Raw genomic sequence first — 16,802 nt, 5'->3', positions numbered from 1 at the left:
ATCCTTGAGCCGACCAACGTGAAACCGCGCCCCGATTCCGCAGGTCCCGGGCAGGAGAGCGTCTGGGCCTATCCCCGCCCCGCAATCGCGGAGCCCACGGATTCGCGCATTACCATCGAACACGCGGACACTATCGTCGCCAGCACGAAGTCGGCTGTCCGCACCCTCGAGACCAGCCATCCGCCCAGCTATTACATCCCGCCAGCCGACATCACTCCGGGCGTGCTGCGGCGCGCTGCGGGCAGTTCGTTCTGCGAGTGGAAAGGCGCGGCGGTCTATTGGGATGTGGTGATCGGCGACATCGTGATCCCGCGGGTCGGCTGGAGCTATCCCAGCCCGACCGCATCCTTTGCCATGCTGCGCGATCATGTCGCCTTCTACGCCGCGCCGTTCGATCGCTGCAGCGTCGATGGCGAGACGGTCATCCCGCAGCCGGGCGAATTCTATGGCGGCTGGATCACCAGCAAGCTCGCCGGACCGTTCAAGGGTGTGCCCGGAAGCCGCTTCTGGTGATCGTTTGAGCGACGAAACCTACAAGGGAAGCGGGCGGCGGGTCCCGCGCGGACGGCTCTCGCGGCTGGGCCATTTCGGGCGGCTGGCGGGCGGAGTCGCGGGCGGGATGCTGGCGGAGGGCGCGCGGCGGCTGGCCGATGGCGAGCGCCCGCGGATGCGCGACATGCTGCTCACCCCGGGCAACATCAACGGCGCCGTCGAGCGGCTGTCGCATCTGCGCGGTGCGGCGATGAAGCTGGGGCAGATGATCTCGCTCGATGCGGGCGACATGTTGCCGCCTGAACTGTCGCAGATCATGGGTCGGCTGCGCGAGAACGCGCACCATATGCCGCCCGCCCAGCTCAACCGCGTTCTGGCGCGGCATTGGGGCAAGGACTGGCGCACCCGCTTCGCAAGGTTCGAGCCGCGCCCGATGGCCGCCGCCTCGATCGGCCAGGTCCATCGCGCGCTCACCCACGACGGGCGCGAACTGGCGATCAAGGTGCAATATCCCGGGGTGCGCGAAAGCATCGATGCCGATGTCGACAATGTCGCGACGCTGCTGCGCGTATCGGGGCTGATGCCGCGCGAGCTCGACATCGCTCCGCTGCTTGCCGAGGCCAAGCGCCAGCTGGCGGAAGAAGCCGATTACGAGCGCGAGGGCGCGCAGATGACGCTGTTCGGGCAATTGCTCGCCGATACACCCGATGTCGTGGTGCCGGAGCTCGACCGCGAATTCACCACCGATCGCGTGCTGGCGATGACCTTTCTTCCCGGCCAGCCGATCGAATCGCTCGAGACCGCGCCGCAGGACACCCGCGATGCCATGATGCGCAGGCTGATCACGCTGGTGCTGCGCGAACTGTTCGAGTTCAGCGTGATGCAGACCGATCCCAATTTTGCCAATTACCGCTACCAGCCCGACACCGGGCGGCTGGTGCTGCTCGATTTCGGCGCCGCGCGGCCGATCGATCCGGCGACCGTGCAAGGCTATCGCGGTCTGCTGGAGGCCGGTCTCTCGGACGACCGCGTGGCGATCCGCGACGCGGCGATCGCGGCGGGCTTTGTCGGCGAGGCGGCGATCGCTCGCCACGGCGGTCGCGTCGACCGGATGATCGAGGTGATCGCGGGCGAACTGAACCGTCCGGGGCCATTCGATTTCGGGGATCGCCGCTTCGTCGGTGCGCTGCGCGACGAGGGCATGGAGATCGCCGCCGACAAGGCCAGCTGGCACCTGCCGCCGCCCGACATCCTGTTCGTCCAGCGCAAGATCAGCGGCACCGCCCTGCTCGCCGCGCGGCTCAAGGCGCGGGTCGATGTCCGCGCGCTCACCGAGGGGTTTCTCGACTGAAACGTTGCGCCAGTTCCCGCGCCGGGCGATAGGCGGCCCCCCAATAAGGATGGCGGAGGGAAAATCCGAAATGGCCTATCCCGCCGCACCCAACACCTCGCTGGAATATCGCGCCATCTGGGCGATCGCGCTGCCGGCGATGGTGACCAATATCGCCACCGCGATGATCGGCGTGGGCGACATGTGGATCGTCGGGCGGCTGGGCGATGCACCGACCCAGGGCGCGGTCGATATCGGCGCGCGGCTGTTCGCCATGCTGTTTGTGGTGATGAACTTCCTCAAGACCGGGACCACCGGGCTGGTCGCGCAGGCCGGCACCCGCGACGGCGCTCAGGAACAGGCGGCGGTGCTGATGCGCGGGCTGGCGGTGGGACTGGCGATCGCGCTGGCCCTGCTGGCGGCCAAGCCGCTGCTGCTGCCCGCGCTGCTGACCGTTCTGGGCGCCGACGGCGAGGTGCTGGGCGCGGCTCGGATCTATGCCGAGATCCGTTACTGGAGCGCGCCCGCGGTGCTAGCCAATTTCGCGCTGGTGGGCTTTCTTGTCGGGCGGCGGCAGATGCGCGCGGTGCTGGTGTTCGAAGTGGCCTACAATCTGCTCAATCTCGCGCTTGGCGCCTGGCTGGCGCTCGGCCTCGACTGGGGCATCGCCGGGATCGGCTGGTCGAGCTTTGTCGCCGAAATAGCCAAGCTGGCAGCAGTCGCGGGCTTCATAATGTTTGGAACCAACGGCAAGGCACTGCGCACCGCGCTGCTGCAGCGCGGAACCCTGCGCTGGGCAGAGCTGCGCCCCTTCCTCTCGGTCAATCGCGACCTGTTCCTGCGCACGGTGGTGCTAATGGTGGCGCTGGCGGCGCTGACCCGGCTCAGCGCCGAGCGCGGGGTGGTCTCGCTCGCCGCCAATGGCATCTTCTACCAGCTGTTCGTGGTCACCGCGCTGCTGCTCGACGGGTTCGAGAACGCCGCGCAGGTCCTCAATGGCGAGCGGCTCGGCGCGGGCGACCGCGAGGGTTTCACCCGGTATATCGGCGCGATGCTGTGGCGCGGGCTCGGCGTCGCGCTGGCGCTCTCGGCGCTGTTCGCGCTGTTTGCGGGCCCGGTGATCGACAGTTTCGCCGCCACCCCCGAAATCGCCGCAATGGGCCGCCAGCACGCGGTGTGGCTGGCGGTGATCCCGGTCGCGGGCTTCGCCGCCTTCGTTTACGATGGCGTGTTCGTCGGGGCGAGCTGGACCCGCGCGCTTTTGGGATCGATGATCGGCGCAGCAGTGCTCTACGCCGCGCTGCTGTGGCTCACCTGGCCGCTGGGCAATGACGGGCTGTGGCTGTCGTTCGCGCTGTTCCTGGCGGCGCGGGCCGTGTTCCAGGCAGTGCAGGTCAGGCGGTTGACCGCGCGCAGCTTCCCCGCCTGACCGGCTCGCTTATTCGCCTTGCACGATCGCCGGACGGTGATTGGCGAGCACACCCACCACCGCGGTCCACACCGCGACGTTCTGGCGCAATTGCACCGGATCGATCTTGTCGAGCGTGTCGTTCTCGGTGTGGTGCAGGTCGAAATAGCGGGTGCCGTCCTGTTGCAGGTCGATCAGCGGCCCACCCTGCTCGCGCACCAGATTGAGATCGGCACCGCCGGTGGCGACATTGGTCGAGGGACCGACGCCGAAGCGGGCCACGGCCTGCGCCAGCTGGCGGTAAAGATCGGGATCGCTACCGGTGAAATTGCTCTCCAGCCGCCAGACGCGGTCCGCGCCGAAATCGCTTTCCAGCCCGACAAATACCGGCTCGTCGGCATGCGCGGCGGCGTAGGCGCGCGAGCCCCACAAACCGGTTTCTTCCGCCCCGGCGAACAGGACGCGAATGGTGCGTAGCGGCTGGCCGTAGGTGGCGACATGCTTGGCCGCCGCGGCGATGATCCCGCAGCCCGCGCCATCGTCGAATGCGCCGGTGCCATTGTCCCAGCTGTCGAGATGGCAGGCGAGCAGCACCGGCGGCAGCGAGGCATCGCGCCCGGTGATCTCGCCGACGACATTACCGCTCTCGGTTTCGCCGATGAAGCGCGGGGTCATCAGCAGCTCCATGGTTACCGGACGACCTTCGGCACGCGCGAACACGCGCTCGAGATTGTCGGCATCGGGATTGGACAGAGCGCCTGCGGGGATCGGCGTGGTACCTTCAGGGAAAGTGGTGTTGCCAGTGTGGCTGACGCGCTGATTGTCGGTCCCGATCGAGCGGATCACCGTGGCCACCGCGCCCTTGCTGGCGGCGAGCGCCGGGCCAGTCCAGCGCGCCGGGCCCGCAAAACCGTAGCCCGAGCCATCCTGCGTGGGCCGCATGTCGTGGCTGATGAAGGCGATCTTGCCAACGAGGCTCCCCGCGGGTGCGGCGACAAGGTCGGCATAGCTGGGGAAATAGACCACCTCGGCGGTCAACCCGTCCGGACCGGTCGTGCCGCTGTTGCCGAGCGCGGCGATATGCATCGGCTGGACGAAGGGCGCGGTGACGCGCGCGGTTTCCGCGCCGCGTTCCCAAGTCTGCATCATGAAGGGCTCGTTGGCGATATTGGCGAACCCCTCGGCGCGCAGCCAGGCCATCGCCCAAGCGCGCGCGCGCGCCTCGGCTTCGGTGCCGGGCATCCGGGGGCCTACCTCGGTGGTGATGCCCTCGACGAAATCCCAGGCGATGGTGTCGGAATCGAGCGCGGCTTCCGCCTCGGCCAGCGCGGGCGATTCGGCGGCTCCCATGGTCTGGGCCGCGGCTATGGACGGGAGGGCGGAAGCAGCGGCCAGCGCAATCAGAAGGGTTCTCATGGCCGCGACTGCTAGCACGCCCTTGCCTCGTGCCAAGGCCTATTGTGCTTGCCGCGCCCACCTTGCCACCCCAACCTTGCCCGAAAGGGCGTCAGCGCCTATCTGGCCTGCTGAAATTCCCCCTATTCCCGTTACCCGCCCCAATTCCCGTTACCCGAAGGACCCGCCCGATGGCCGCGCAATACGCCTACGTCATGAAGGACATGACCAAGACCTTCCCCGGCGCCCCCAAGCCGGTGCTCGCCAACATCAATTTGCAATTCTATCGCGGCGCGAAGATCGGCATCGTCGGCCCCAACGGCGCGGGCAAGTCCACGCTGATCAAGATCATGGCCGGGATCGACACCGACATCAGCGGCGAGGCCTGGCCGGGCGAGAACGTCACCGTCGGCTATCTCGAGCAGGAGCCCGAGCTCGACCCGACCAAGACCGTGCTGGAAAACGTCCGCGAAGGCGCCAAGGAGACCGCCGATCTGGTCGCGCGCTTCAACGCGATTTCTGCCGAGATGGCCGAACCCGATGCCGATTTCGACAAGCTCGGCGACGAGATGAGCGAATTGCAGACCAAGATCGACGCGGTCGATGGCTGGACGCTCGACAACCAGCTCGAGATCGCGATGGAAGCGCTGCGCTGCCCACCGGGCGAAATGGGCGTGGACACGCTGTCCGGCGGCGAGAAACGCCGCGTCGCGCTGACCCGGCTGCTGATCCAGAAGCCCGACATCCTGCTGCTCGACGAGCCCACCAACCACCTCGATGCCGAAAGCGTCGAATGGCTGGAAAACCATCTCAAGGAATATGCCGGCGCGGTGCTGATGATCACCCATGACCGCTACTTCCTCGACAATGTGGTCGAATGGATCCTCGAACTCGATCGCGGCTCCTACTTCCCCTACGAGGGCAATTATTCGACCTATCTGGAGAAGAAGGCCAAGCGCCTCGACCAGGAAGATCGCGAGGAAAGCGGCCGCTCCAAGGCGCTCAAGGAAGAGCTCCAGTGGATTCGCCAGACCCCCGCTGCGCGCCAGACCAAGTCCAAGGCGCGGATCCGCAAGTTCGAGGAACTGCAGGAGGCCCAGAGCCAGCGCAAGCCGGGCAAGGCGCAGATCGTGATCCAGGTCCCCGAACGGCTCGGGAGCAAGGTGATCGAAGCCAAGAACATCACCAAATCCTATGGCGACAAGCTGTTGTTCGAGAACCTGTCCTTCATGCTGCCGCCGGGCGGCATCGTCGGCGTGATCGGCCCCAATGGCGCGGGCAAGTCCACGCTGTTCAAGATCCTCACCGGCAAGGAAACCCCCGACAGCGGCACCGTCGAGATCGGCGATACCGTCCATCTGGGCTTCGTCGACCAGAGCCGCGGCGACCTCAATCCCAAGAACAACGTCTGGGAGGAAATCTCCGACGGCCACGACTACATGAAGGTCAACGGGCACGACGCCAGCACCCGCGCCTATGTCGGCGCGTTCAACTTCAAGGGCGGCGACCAGCAGAAGAACGTCGGCAAGCTCTCGGGCGGCGAACGCAATCGCGTCCACATGGCCAAGATGCTCAAGCAGGGCGGCAACGTGCTGCTGCTCGACGAACCGACCAACGATCTCGATGTCGAGACGCTGGGTGCGCTGGAAGACGCGATCGAGAATTTCGCCGGCTGCGCGGTGGTGATCTCGCATGACCGCTTCTTCCTCGATCGGCTGGCGACGCACATCCTCGCCTTCGAGGGCAACAGCCATGTCGAATGGTTCGAAGGCAATTTCGATGCCTATGAAGAAGACAAGCGTCGCCGCCTCGGCGATGCGGCAGATCGCCCGACGAGGCTGGCTTACAAGAAGCTGACGCGCTGATCCGAGTATCCGGTCGTCCGTCACCTGCGATGCCGGGTGGCGGACGACCGATCAATGGATGTTAATTGCGGCCCGCCATTCCGCGGCCATGCGCTTCCCACGCTCAACCCGGGAGACTGCATGTCCGCAAAAATCTGGCCCACGATTACATTCTTGGTCTTTGCCTCTATCGGGTATGGCGCCCGCGAGGCAATCGGTAGCGTTTACGGAACCGCCGAGGCCCGGCAATTGCTCGAGGCTCTGTCCCGCGCCGGTCTCTATCTGGGTTCCGCAACCGCGACTGCGTCGGCCACCACGCTCGCGCTGATGCTCACGCTGATCGGCATGCTCCGCAAGCTGGATACCGATTTCGACAAGGAAACCTACCGCCGGGTTACGCTCATCGCGACGCTGGCCACCGCCTCGTTGATGATGAGCCTGCTGGTGCTGCTGGCTTTTGTCGTCCCGATCGGTGAGTTCGAGGAACTGCCCGCAGGCTGGTACAAGGCTCTCTACGAAGTGCTGTTCGCAGGAGCGGTGATCATGGTCGGCCTGCTCGCCGCGACGGTAATGGTCACTTATTTAACCGTGCGCCGGGTCGTCGGACAGATCACGCCGGGAGAGGATGTCTAAAACAGCAAAAGAGCTGCGGATCCGAGAATGCGGATTCAGGTTAGTGCCCCCTTATATGAACGGAAGGCGACCAATGTGGTTCAGTCTGGGGTCAGTCCCTAAATATTACTAAGGCGCTATCGACATCTGAGTTCAACACGCCGCAGCTGGTGGAGCGGCAACAGGGACGGAGACACGCTCCATGACTTTGACAGACCTTCTCAAAGGCACCGCGATCGGCGCGCTAACCATAGGGATGCTGTTCGCGGCGATCCCCGAGCGAGCCGAGGCGGCGGAAACTGCGGCAGCGGCAATGGTTGGGGTGGCGCAAGACCGCGGCCAGGCCCGCGACGAACGCCGCGCGGCGCGGCAGCAGGTCCGTGAAGCGCGTCAGGCCGATCGGCCGCAACGCCAGCGCGAATTGGCGCCCGAGAGCGAGCCTCAGGTTGCTCCCCAGCAACGTCAGGTGGAACGCAGCGATCGAAGAGCCAGCCGCGAGGCGGCGCGGGCTCAGGCGCAGCGCCAGGTTCAAAACCGCGGCGACCAGTTCCGCCGCGGCGCGGTGGAGCGTGGCGATGCAGGCCTCGCCGCGCAGCGCGAAGCAATCCGCCAGGCTCAGCGCAGCGGTCAGGAGCAGGCCCGCCAGGACAATGCGCGGCAGAACCGAGCCGCTCAGCAGGCCAATCGGGCGGCTCGTCAGGCCGATGCCCGTCAGGACCGACGCGAAGCGCGTCAGACCTACCGTACAGGCGAACGCGAGGGCTATCGCGACGGTCGCCGCGCAGACCAGCGCGAGGATCGCCGCGCAGACCAGCGCGAGGATCGCCGCGCAGACCAGCGCGAGGATCGCCGCGACGCGCGGCAGGCTTATCGTGCTGGCGAACGCGAAGGCTATCGCGATGGCCGCCGGGTGGATCGGCGGGTCGACCGGCGCGAGGACCGGCGCGACACACGGCAGGCCTATCGCTCGGGTCAACGCGATGCCACTCACTCCAACCGGCAGGCACGCTATTACGACGGTCGCCTCTGGAACGACTACCAACGGTGGGACCGTCAGAACTGGCGCAACAATCAGCGTTACAACTGGCAGCGCCATCGCACATCCCATCGCAGCCTGTTCCGGCCGGGACGCTATTATTCGCCCTACAGCAATCACCGCTACAGCCGGTTGAGCATCGGGATCAGCCTGGGCAGCGTGTTCTTCGGCTCACGCTACCAGCTCAACGACCCGTCGCGCTATCGCCTGCCCGAGGTCTACGGCCCCTATCGCTGGGTCCGCTATTACGACGACGTGCTGCTGGTCGATATCTACTCCGGCCAGGTCGTCGATGTAATTCACGATTTCTTCTGGTAAACGTCATACCGAGCTTGCCCGCCCCTAGATAACAGGGTTGGCGAGGCCACCGAGACCCCCGTCGAGAGATCGGCGGGGGTTTTTGTTCCCTTCGGGAGTCCCGCGCTCAGCCGGGGACCTTGCCGAAGGGCAGCATCCGCAAGATACCGCCATTGCGGTCGATAAAGGTGTGTTTGAGAGCGCCGAGAATGTGCAGCCCGATGAGGTAGATGAATATCTGCCCGCCAAGCGCATGCGCGTCGAAAATCGTGTCGCCCAGGCCTTCGTTTGATCCGACTGGCAGCGGGGGAATGGTGAAGAGACCGAACATCTCGACCGTACGCCCGTCGAGTGAATTGGCCAGCCAGCCGCCAAGCGGCAGGCCAATCAGCAGCACATAGAAGATGATGTGCACGCTGCGCGCCAGCACCTTCTCCCAGCGCGCAAGATCTACTGGCAGCGGAGGCACCGGATGCGTCCAGCGCCAGGCCAGCCGTCCCAGTGTCAGCAGCAAGATCGTAATCCCGAGCGCCTTGTGGTTCGCAAAATATTGCATGGCATCGACGCGGGAGGCGTGTTCGGCGGCTTCGGCGATGCGCCAGTTCACGATCACCGCAAGCGCGATCAGCCAGTGGAAGATCATCGCCCCGGTCGAATAGCGGCGGCCGTTTCCGGTGTGGGCGGCGGTGTCGTTCAAGCTCATGGTACCCGGCCTCCTCGATTGGCCTCAGGTTTAGCGCGCAATAACGAAGCCGCAAGCCGCTCGCTTGCAGCGTGCGCGCCAATTGCTAATTAGGCCGCATGGCAACCAAACAGATCATCCCCGATCAGGACGCGCTCAGGCGCACCGGCGAGACCGTCCGCAAGCGGCTGACCGGTGATCCCGATATCTACCGGGTTCCGACCGACAAGGCGGAGATCTTCGCGGTCGGCAATTTCCTCTCACCCCAGGAATGTCAGCGCTTCGTGCAGATGATCGATGTCGTCGCCCGGCCCAGCGCCCTGCACGAAGAGGCCTACGCCACCGGGTTTCGCACCTCCTATTCGGGCAATTTCAATTCTGGAGACCCCTTCGTCCTGAGTATCTCGCGGCGGATCGACGATCTGCTCGGGATCAATTCCAAATGCGGCGAAACGATCCAGGGCCAGCGCTATCTGCCGGGGCAGGAGTTCAAGCCGCACAACGACTGGTTCCACACCAGCGAGAAATACTGGCAGGGCGAACGCAAGCGCGGCGGTCAGCGCAGCTGGACCGCGATGGCCTTCCTCAACAAGGTGGCCGAGGGCGGCCACACCGATTTCAGCGAGATCGGCGCCTCGATCGAACCCAAACCCGGCGTGCTGCTGGTGTGGAACAACGCACTTCCCGATGGCACCCCCAACGAGGCCACGCTGCACGCCGGAACGCCGGTGATCAGTGGCGAGAAATACGTGCTGACCAAATGGTACCGCACGCGCAAATGGAAGTGATCGCCTAGGCCTTCCGGGCCAGCGCCTCGGCGATCAGCGCGCGGCTGTTGGCGATACCATAGAGCGCGATGAAACTGCCCATCCGCGGCCCCTGCGCCGAGCCGAGCAGCGTCTCGTAGAGCGCCTTGAACCAGTCGCGCAAATTGTCGAAGCCGAAGCGCTCGTCCTTGCCGATCTCGTAAACCAGGGTCTGGATATCCTCGGCGGAGGTCCCCGGATCGCACTTCGCAAGTTGGTCGTCGAGCGCTTGCAGTGCCGCGGCCTCGTTGGCTTCTGGGGCGCGCTTGACCAGTGTCGGGGCGATGAAGTCGCGATTGTAGGCCAGCGCAGAACCAACCAGGGCGTCGAGCTCGGGGTGGCGGGCCGGATCGGGGTCGGCGATATAATTGCCCAGATAGGACCATACCTGCGCGCGATCCGCTTGCGCGCCCAGCACGCCGACCAGATTGAGCAGCAGGCCATAGGTCACGGGCAAGCTCTCGCCCGCGCCAGGCGCTTCGGGACCCTGCCAGCCGCCATTGGCACGCAGCAGATGCCACGCCGGATTGCCCAGCTGCTTGTCGAGCGGCTGCTCGGCGAACCGTTCGCGGAACTGCCAGTAATCGTCGACCGCGCGTGGGATCACGTCCACATGCAATTGCTTGGCGCTCTTGGGATTGGGGAAGATGTAGAAGCCCAGGCTCTCTTCGCTGCCATAGGTCAGCCATTCCTCGATCGTCAGGCCGTTGCCCTTGGACTTGGAAATCTTCTCGCCATTGGCATCGAGGAACAGCTCGTAGATCAGCCCCTCGGGCTTGCGCCCGCCGAGCACCTGGACGATCTTGCCCGACTGGACCCCGCTGTCGGTCAGATCCTTGCCATACATCTCATAGTCGACGCCGAGCGCGTACCAGCGCATCGCCCAGTCGACCTTCCACTGCAGCTTCGCGCTCCCGCCGAGCGCGGATTGCTCGATGACGCTGCCATCCTCGTCGGTGAAGCGGATCGTACCGGCCTCGGCATCTACGACCTCGACCGGCACCTGCAGCACCCTGCCGCTGGTCGGGCTGATCGGCAGCACCGGCGAATAGGTCTGGCGCCGTTCCTCGCGCAAGGTCGGGAGCATGATGTCGAGAATGGCCTGATTGCGGCGCAGCACCTGGCGCAGCGCATCGTCGAAAGCCCCCGAATTGTAACAATCGCTGGCAGCAACGAACTCGTAGTCGAAGCCGAAACGGTCGAGAAATTCGCGCAGCCTGATGTTGTTGTGATGCGCGAAGCTGGCATGGCCCCCGCCCTCATCGGCAGCGAACGGGTCCGGAATGCGGCTGAGCGGCTTGTGCAGGTTCGCCTCGAGCAGCGCCTTGTTGGGGACGTTGTCGGGCACTTTGCGCAGGCCATCCATGTCGTCCGAAAAGGCGACCAGCCGCGTCTTGCCGTCCTCGGGCCGGGCACCGATCATCGCCTCGAAGGCACGCCGCACCAGCGTGGTCCGCAGCACTTCCTGGAAGGTGCCGATATGCGGCAGGCCCGAGGGACCGTAGCCGGTTTCGAACAGCACTGGAGACCCATCAGGCTTGACGCCATCGGGATAGCGCTTGAGCAGCCGCTGCGCCTCCTGGAACGGCCAGGCCTTGGAGGTGCGGGCGGCTTCGATCAATGTGGGTTCGCTCATGATGCGGCGAATTGCGTTTTCCCGCTAGGATTGCAAGCGGCCACACCCCATAATACTGCCTCGGCTTGCCATTCGCGGCCGCACCGAACGATCGGACCGACGCTTGGAACCACTTTTCTTAGCTGTCACGCCGGGAGCAGCGCCGATCGTCGGGCTGGTCCTGCTGATCGCCCTGTTCGTGGCTTTTGCACTCGAGCGCCGACCGCCGGTTACCGTGGCGGTGTGCGGGGCGATCCTGATGATGGTCCTCGGTTTCCTGCCTCCCAACGATATCGTTTCGGCCTTCAGCAACAGCGCGCCGATCACCATCGGGGCGATGTTCGTGCTCAGCGGGGCCTTGCTGCGCACGGGCGCGCTGGAGGAAATCTCCGGGATCATCATCCGACGAACCCTGCGCAAGCCGCGGCTCGCTATCGCGGAAATCGGTGCCGGCACTTTCGTCGCTTCGGCCTTCATGAACAACACCCCGGTGGTGATCGTCATGATCCCGATCATGAAGCGGCTGGCCCGGGTGATGAAGGTCGCGGCGACCAAATTCATGATTCCGCTGTCCTACATCTCGATCCTGGGAGGGACGATGACCCTGATCGGCACCTCGACCAATTTGCTCGTCGACGGGGTCGCACGCGAACAGGGTCAGGCCGCTTTCGGCATTTTCGAAATCACCGGAGTGGGCCTGATCACGGCCACTGCCGGGTTCGTTGCCCTGCTGGTGCTCGGCCCCTTCCTGCTCCCCGCCCGCGACGAAGAAGCGGGCGATGAGCTCACGGAAAGCGAAGCCTATCTCTCGACGCTCGAGCTCAACCGCGACAGCGCTCTCGTCGGCCAGGAAGTCGGCCGAACCGCGCTCTCCCGCCGACCGGGCGTTCGAATCGTCGGCGTGATGCGCGGGGCAGAAACGATCCGCAACAATGTCGGCATGCTGGTCCTCGCGGGAGGCGACCGACTGATCGTCGCCGCCAGCCCCGCGGAACTGACCTCGCTGGCCGAAGCGATCGATTTTCGGGTCGGCCTGACCGGCGTCGGCGGCGGGGTCGCGACTTCGGGGAAGGATCGCCCGCGCGACCTCAAGCTGATCGAGGCGGTGGTGTCCTCGACCCACCCGATCATCGGCCGCCGGCTGGCCGAGATCCCGCTGCTCTCGAAGCTTCGCGTCCGGGTGCTGGGCCTTGCCCGCCCGCGGCATCTCGCCGGTCCCGATCTGTCCAGCGCCAGAGTGCGCGCGGGCGATCGCCTGCTCATCGCGGGCAGCGGCGATTCGATCCAGTCGCTCCAGTCGAATATCGACTTGACCGATGTCGAGGTCGCGGAAACCGCTGCTTTCCGGCGTACCAAAGCCCCCATCGCTATCGGCACGCTTGCGCTGGTAGTGCTCGGCGCGGCGCTGTTCGACCTGCCGATCGTCGCGCTCGCGCTGGTGGGTGTGGCGCTGGTCCTCGTATCCCGCTGCATCGAACCCGAAGAAGCCTGGCGTTCGATCGATGGCAATACGCTGGTTCTGATCTTTGCGATGATCGCCTTCGGGATCGGGTTGCAGAACGCGGGCACCGTCGAGCTTCTGGTGGCCGAAATCGAACCGCTGTTGCGCGGCGCCTCGCCGATCCTGCTGCTGTTCGGCATTTACGCGCTCACCAGCGTCCTCACCGAAGCCGTCACCAACAATGCCATCGCGGTCATCATGACGCCGATCGTCATCGCGCTGGCAAACAATCTCGGTATCGATCCGCGACCGCTGATCGTGGCGGTGATGTTTGGCGCCAGCGCCAGCTTTGCCACGCCGATCGGCTACCAGACCAATACGCTCGCCTATGGCGCGGCGAATTACCGCTTCATCGATTTCGTCAAGATCGGCGTGCCGATGAACATCATCGTCGGCATTGCCTCATGCTTGGGGATCATCCTGTTCTTCTGAGCACGACACCGCGCGGGCGTGTTTACTTTTCGTTCTGCCATTTCCATAGCATTCTCGCCCATGGCGAATACCCTCCCCCTTCCAGCGCTGCATGCCAGCCACGCCGGGACCTGGCTGCGCGACGCGCCGCAGGTCGCGGGCGGCGCCACGCGCGGCTGTTCGAAGGGCGAGGCGGTGATGGCGGCCGCGGATACCCCGCTGCTGCTGCTCAACGCGCCGCTGGTGGCAAGCCGGCTGGGCTATCCCGATCTCTCGGGGCTCGACCTGCTGGAACTCTTCGCCTTCGTCCATCCGGCAAAGTTCTGTGTCCCCACGCCCAAGGGGCTGGCGCATGCGCTGGGGCTGGAGGAGCCAACCAGCGACGACGCGGTGCCGCTGCTGCTCCAGCAGGCCGGTGCGGCGCTGGTCGCAACTTGCGAAAGCCCGGACTGGGCCGAGCGCGAGGGCGCCTGGTCCGCGCTCCAGTCGCTCGCGCGGCTGCGCTGGCCCTGGGCGCAGGTGCTCGCCCCCCATATCCGCCAGCCCGAACGCGCGGAGAAATGGTTGTTCGCCCGGCTCCCCGAATGGGAGGAAGCGCCCGAACGCGCGCAGCCGCAACAGGTCCTGCTCGACGAGCTCGAGGTCGAGGGCCAGCTCGAACGGCTGACCGGCGAAGGCGCCGAGCGGCGCGAGGGGCAGCGCCAGTTCTCGCGCGGCGCCGGCGGTATTTTCGCGCCCCGCGACAAGAACAAGCGTCCGCATGTTCTGCTGGCGCAGGCCGGGACCGGGATCGGCAAGACGCTGGGCTATCTCGCCCCCGCCTCGCTCTGGGCCGAGCGTTCGGGCGGGACGGTGTGGGTTTCGACCTACACCAAGAACCTCCAGCGCCAATTGCGCCAGGAAAGCACCCGCGCCTGGCCCGCCGCCCGTCCCGACGGTTCGCCCCCGGTGGTGGTGCGCAAGGGCCGCGAGAACTACCTGTGTCTGCTCAATCTCGAGGATGCGCTGCAGGGCGGCTTTTCGGGGCGCCCCGCGATCCTCGCGCAGCTGGTGGCGCGCTGGGCGGCCTACAGCAGCGATGGCGACATGATCGGCGGCGATCTGCCCGGCTGGCTGGGCACGCTGTTCCGCAAGCGCGGGATCGCGGCGCTCACCGACCAGCGCGGCGAATGCATCTATGCCGGTTGCCCGCACTACCGCAAATGCTTCATCGAACGCAGCGCGCGCGCCGCGGCGCAGGCCGATCTGGTGATCGCCAACCATGCGCTGGTGATGGTTAACGCCGCGCGCGGGCGCGACATTTCGGGCCGACCGACGCGGATCGTCTTCGACGAAGGGCACCATGTTTTCGACGCCGCCGATTCAATCTTCGCCGCCGGGCTGACCGGCAACGAGGCGATCGAGCTTCGCCGCTGGATCGTCGGCCCGGAACGCACCAGCCGCGGGCGGCGGCGCGGGCTGGCGGCGCGGCTTGCCGATGTCGCGAGCTATGACGAGGCCGGCGGCGAGGCGATCGAGGCGGCGGTCGAGGCGGCGCAGGCGCTGCCCTCCGAAGGCTGGCTCGGGCGGCTGGCCGAGGCCATGCCCGCAGGGCCGGTCGAGGCGCTGCTCGCGCAGGTCCGCACCACCACCTATGCGCGCGACGAAAGCGGGCAGGAAGCGGGCTACGGCATCGAAACCGAAACCGCGCAGCTTCCGGGCGAACTGGTCGAGGCGGCGGGGCTGGCGGCGCAGGCGCTCGCCGCGATCCGCCAGCCATTGCTCAAGCTCGCCGGTCGGCTCGAAGCGGTTCTCGAGGATGCGCCCGACTGGCTCGACGGCCAGGGCCGCGCGCGGATCGAGGGCGCGCGCCATTCGCTCGCCTGGCGGATCGACCTGCTCGCCGCGTGGGAAGCACTGCTGGCGCGGCTGGGCGGGCCTGCGGACCCCGATTTCGTCGACTGGCTGGCGGTCGATCGCAATGATGCGCGCGAGTTCGACATCGGCGTCCACCGCCACTGGCTCGACCCGATGAAACCCTTCGCCAAGGTGGTGCTCGAACCGGCCCACGGGGTGATGCTGACCAGCGCGACGCTGACCGATCGCGACGAGAGCGGCCCCGACTGGCCGGGCGCGATCGCGCGCAGCGGGGCGCCGCATCTCGATCTCGTGCCGCGCACCGCGCAGTCCGACAGCCCGTTCGACTACGCCAGCCGCGCCGAGGTGCTGATCGTCACCGATATCAAGCGCGGCGACATCGCAGGCTTGGCGGGCGCCTATTCGCGGCTGATCGAGGCCTCGGATGGCGGGGTGCTGGGGTTATTCACCGCGATCCGGCGGATGCGCGCGGTCCACGGGCGGATCGCCGACCGGCTGGCGCGGGCGGGTCTCCCGCTCTACGCACAGCATGTCGATCCGATCGACACCGGCACGCTGACCGATATCTTCCGCGATGACCCGCGCGCCAGCCTGCTGGGCACCGATGCCCTGCGCGATGGGGTCGATGTCCCCGGCCGCTCCTTGCGCTGCGTGGTGATGGAAAGCACCCCCTGGCCGCGTCCGACCATCCTCCACCGCGCACGCCGCGCCGCGGCGGCGGGCGAACCCGGCGGCGCCAAGGGGTTCGACGACCGGATCATCCGTTCGCGGCTGGCGCAGGCTTTCGGGCGCCTGATCCGCACCCGCGATGATTCGGGCCATTTCGTGGTGCTGTCTGCGGCCTTCCCGACAAGGCTGCTGTCCGCCTTCCCGCCGGGCGCGCCGGTCATACGCCTGACGCTCGAAGAGGCTTTACAGCGAGTCGCGCAAGGTGTTGGAGCGCAGGCAATGATCGGCATGGAACAGCAACAGGCGGACACGCAGTGAAGACTCTCGGGCTCATCCGCCACGCCAAGTCCGACTGGTCGGATGCGGACAAGCGCGATTTCGATCGCGGGCTCAACGCGCGCGGCAAGCGCGGGGCGCGGCTGATGGGCAAGCATATCCGCACGCAGGGCACCGCCTGGGAAAAGCTGGTCGCCAGCCCCGCAGAGCGGGTGAAGATGACGCTCGCCGAGGCGCTCCCCGATCTGGATCCGCAATGGGACCGGCGGCTCTATCTCGCTTCGACCGAAACGATCTGCGAAGTGATCCGCGAATTCGGCGGCGACGGAGATGCGCTGCTGCTCGCAGGCCATAATCCCGGGCTGGCGGATATGGTCCTCCAGCTCGTCGCACCGGGCGCCGAGAACGATCTGTTCGACGAGGCCAAGGCCAAGTTCCCCACCGCCAGCTTCGCGGTGTTCGAGCTCGCGATCGAGGATTGGGCGGATATCACCGAGGGCTGCGGCACGCTGGTGCATTTCACCCGCCCCCGCGACCTCGATCCGGAGCTTGGCCCGGAAGAGTGACCCCC

13 protein-coding genes are annotated in these 16,802 nt (G+C 66.2%); 10 read left to right on the top strand and 3 right to left on the bottom strand.

Annotated elements, in window-relative coordinates; genetic code table 11:
* Positions 1-18 precede the first annotated feature (18 nt).
* From A9995_RS11350 to A9995_RS11340, 3 genes are all read left to right on the top strand, one after another.
* Entirely contained in the window at positions 19-513 is a 495-nt protein-coding gene (locus A9995_RS11350) for a DUF427 domain-containing protein (RefSeq protein WP_067613067.1), read from the top strand.
* A gap of 4 nt (positions 514-517) precedes the next feature.
* The gene (locus A9995_RS11345) at positions 518-1,843 is read left to right on the top strand and encodes an AarF/ABC1/UbiB kinase family protein (RefSeq protein ID WP_067613066.1); all 1,326 of its coding nucleotides are present in this window, start codon (positions 518-520) and stop codon (positions 1,841-1,843) included.
* A gap of 70 nt (positions 1,844-1,913) precedes the next feature.
* Positions 1,914-3,251, top strand: coding sequence for an MATE family efflux transporter (locus A9995_RS11340; RefSeq protein WP_168157391.1), 1,338 nt, complete (start codon positions 1,914-1,916; stop codon positions 3,249-3,251).
* A 9-nt stretch (positions 3,252-3,260) separates the two neighbouring features.
* On the opposite strand, the gene A9995_RS11335 is transcribed toward A9995_RS11340, so the two are convergent.
* Positions 3,261-4,646, bottom strand: coding sequence for a M20/M25/M40 family metallo-hydrolase (locus tag A9995_RS11335; protein WP_067613064.1), 1,386 nt, complete (start codon positions 4,644-4,646; stop codon positions 3,261-3,263).
* A gap of 170 nt (positions 4,647-4,816) precedes the next feature.
* Between A9995_RS11335 and ettA the strand changes: the two genes are divergently transcribed.
* The 3 genes from ettA to A9995_RS17250 all read left to right on the top strand — a co-directional run bounded on the left by ettA (position 4,817) and on the right by A9995_RS17250 (position 8,435).
* Entirely contained in the window at positions 4,817-6,490 is a 1,674-nt protein-coding gene (gene ettA / locus A9995_RS11330; protein ID WP_067613062.1) for an energy-dependent translational throttle protein EttA, read from the top strand.
* A gap of 120 nt (positions 6,491-6,610) precedes the next feature.
* On the top strand, positions 6,611-7,102 hold the full coding sequence (locus A9995_RS11325; protein WP_067613060.1) for a hypothetical protein: 492 nt from the start codon (positions 6,611-6,613) through the stop codon (positions 7,100-7,102).
* Positions 7,103-7,283: 181 nt separating this feature from the next.
* Complete coding sequence (locus tag A9995_RS17250; protein ID WP_233998187.1) at positions 7,284-8,435, top strand: RcnB family protein; 1,152 nt, start codon at positions 7,284-7,286, stop codon at positions 8,433-8,435.
* 106 nt (positions 8,436-8,541) lie between these two features.
* Here A9995_RS17250 and A9995_RS11310 read toward each other — a convergent pair whose 3' ends face one another.
* The gene (locus tag A9995_RS11310; RefSeq protein WP_067613056.1) at positions 8,542-9,117 is read right to left on the bottom strand and encodes a cytochrome b; all 576 of its coding nucleotides are present in this window, start codon (positions 9,115-9,117) and stop codon (positions 8,542-8,544) included.
* A gap of 98 nt (positions 9,118-9,215) precedes the next feature.
* On the opposite strand from A9995_RS11310, the gene A9995_RS11305 reads away from it, so the two are divergent.
* Positions 9,216-9,884 (top strand): 2OG-Fe(II) oxygenase, encoded by a 669-nt coding sequence (locus A9995_RS11305; protein WP_067613055.1) that lies wholly within the window; start codon positions 9,216-9,218, stop codon positions 9,882-9,884.
* 4 nt (positions 9,885-9,888) lie between these two features.
* Here the strand turns inward: A9995_RS11305 and A9995_RS11300 are convergent, their stop codons facing one another.
* The gene (locus A9995_RS11300; RefSeq protein ID WP_067613053.1) at positions 9,889-11,538 is read right to left on the bottom strand and encodes a lysine--tRNA ligase; all 1,650 of its coding nucleotides are present in this window, start codon (positions 11,536-11,538) and stop codon (positions 9,889-9,891) included.
* Positions 11,539-11,641: 103 nt separating this feature from the next.
* Between A9995_RS11300 and A9995_RS11295 the strand changes: the two genes are divergently transcribed.
* From A9995_RS11295 to A9995_RS11285, 3 genes are read left to right on the top strand one after another with little or no spacing between them, the layout of a single operon-like run.
* Complete coding sequence (locus A9995_RS11295; RefSeq protein ID WP_067613051.1) at positions 11,642-13,450, top strand: SLC13 family permease; 1,809 nt, start codon at positions 11,642-11,644, stop codon at positions 13,448-13,450.
* Positions 13,451-13,510: 60 nt separating this feature from the next.
* Positions 13,511-16,273, top strand: a complete 2,763-nt coding sequence (locus tag A9995_RS11290; RefSeq protein ID WP_067613048.1) for an ATP-dependent DNA helicase — start codon at positions 13,511-13,513, stop codon at positions 16,271-16,273.
* Positions 16,270-16,797, top strand: a complete 528-nt coding sequence (locus A9995_RS11285) for a histidine phosphatase family protein (RefSeq protein ID WP_067613046.1) — start codon at positions 16,270-16,272, stop codon at positions 16,795-16,797. The genes A9995_RS11290 and A9995_RS11285 overlap by 4 nt, the downstream gene beginning before the upstream one ends.
* Positions 16,798-16,802: the final 5 nt, after the last annotated feature.

It is taken from the genome of Erythrobacter sp. QSSC1-22B (assembly GCF_001678665.1).
In the GTDB taxonomy this organism is placed as follows: domain Bacteria; phylum Pseudomonadota; class Alphaproteobacteria; order Sphingomonadales; family Sphingomonadaceae; genus Qipengyuania.
The sequence above is the reverse complement of the archived record's forward strand: the minus strand, read 5'-3'. Positions and strand labels throughout refer to the sequence as shown.

Excerpts from the sequence above, each read along its gene's own strand:
- A9995_RS11340 (WP_168157391.1), top strand. The coding sequence starts at position 1,914 with ATGGCCTATCCCGCCGCACCCAACACCTCGCTGGAATATCGCGCCATC.
- A9995_RS11335 (WP_067613064.1), bottom strand. The coding sequence starts at position 4,646 with ATGAGAACCCTTCTGATTGCGCTGGCCGCTGCTTCCGCCCTCCCGTCC.
- ettA (WP_067613062.1), top strand. The coding sequence starts at position 4,817 with ATGGCCGCGCAATACGCCTACGTCATGAAGGACATGACCAAGACCTTC.
- A9995_RS11325 (WP_067613060.1), top strand. The coding sequence starts at position 6,611 with ATGTCCGCAAAAATCTGGCCCACGATTACATTCTTGGTCTTTGCCTCT.
- A9995_RS17250 (WP_233998187.1), top strand. The coding sequence starts at position 7,284 with ATGACTTTGACAGACCTTCTCAAAGGCACCGCGATCGGCGCGCTAACC.
- A9995_RS11310 (WP_067613056.1), bottom strand. The coding sequence starts at position 9,117 with ATGAGCTTGAACGACACCGCCGCCCACACCGGAAACGGCCGCCGCTAT.
- A9995_RS11305 (WP_067613055.1), top strand. The coding sequence starts at position 9,216 with ATGGCAACCAAACAGATCATCCCCGATCAGGACGCGCTCAGGCGCACC.
- A9995_RS11300 (WP_067613053.1), bottom strand. The coding sequence starts at position 11,538 with ATGAGCGAACCCACATTGATCGAAGCCGCCCGCACCTCCAAGGCCTGG.
- A9995_RS11290 (WP_067613048.1), top strand. The coding sequence starts at position 13,511 with ATGGCGAATACCCTCCCCCTTCCAGCGCTGCATGCCAGCCACGCCGGG.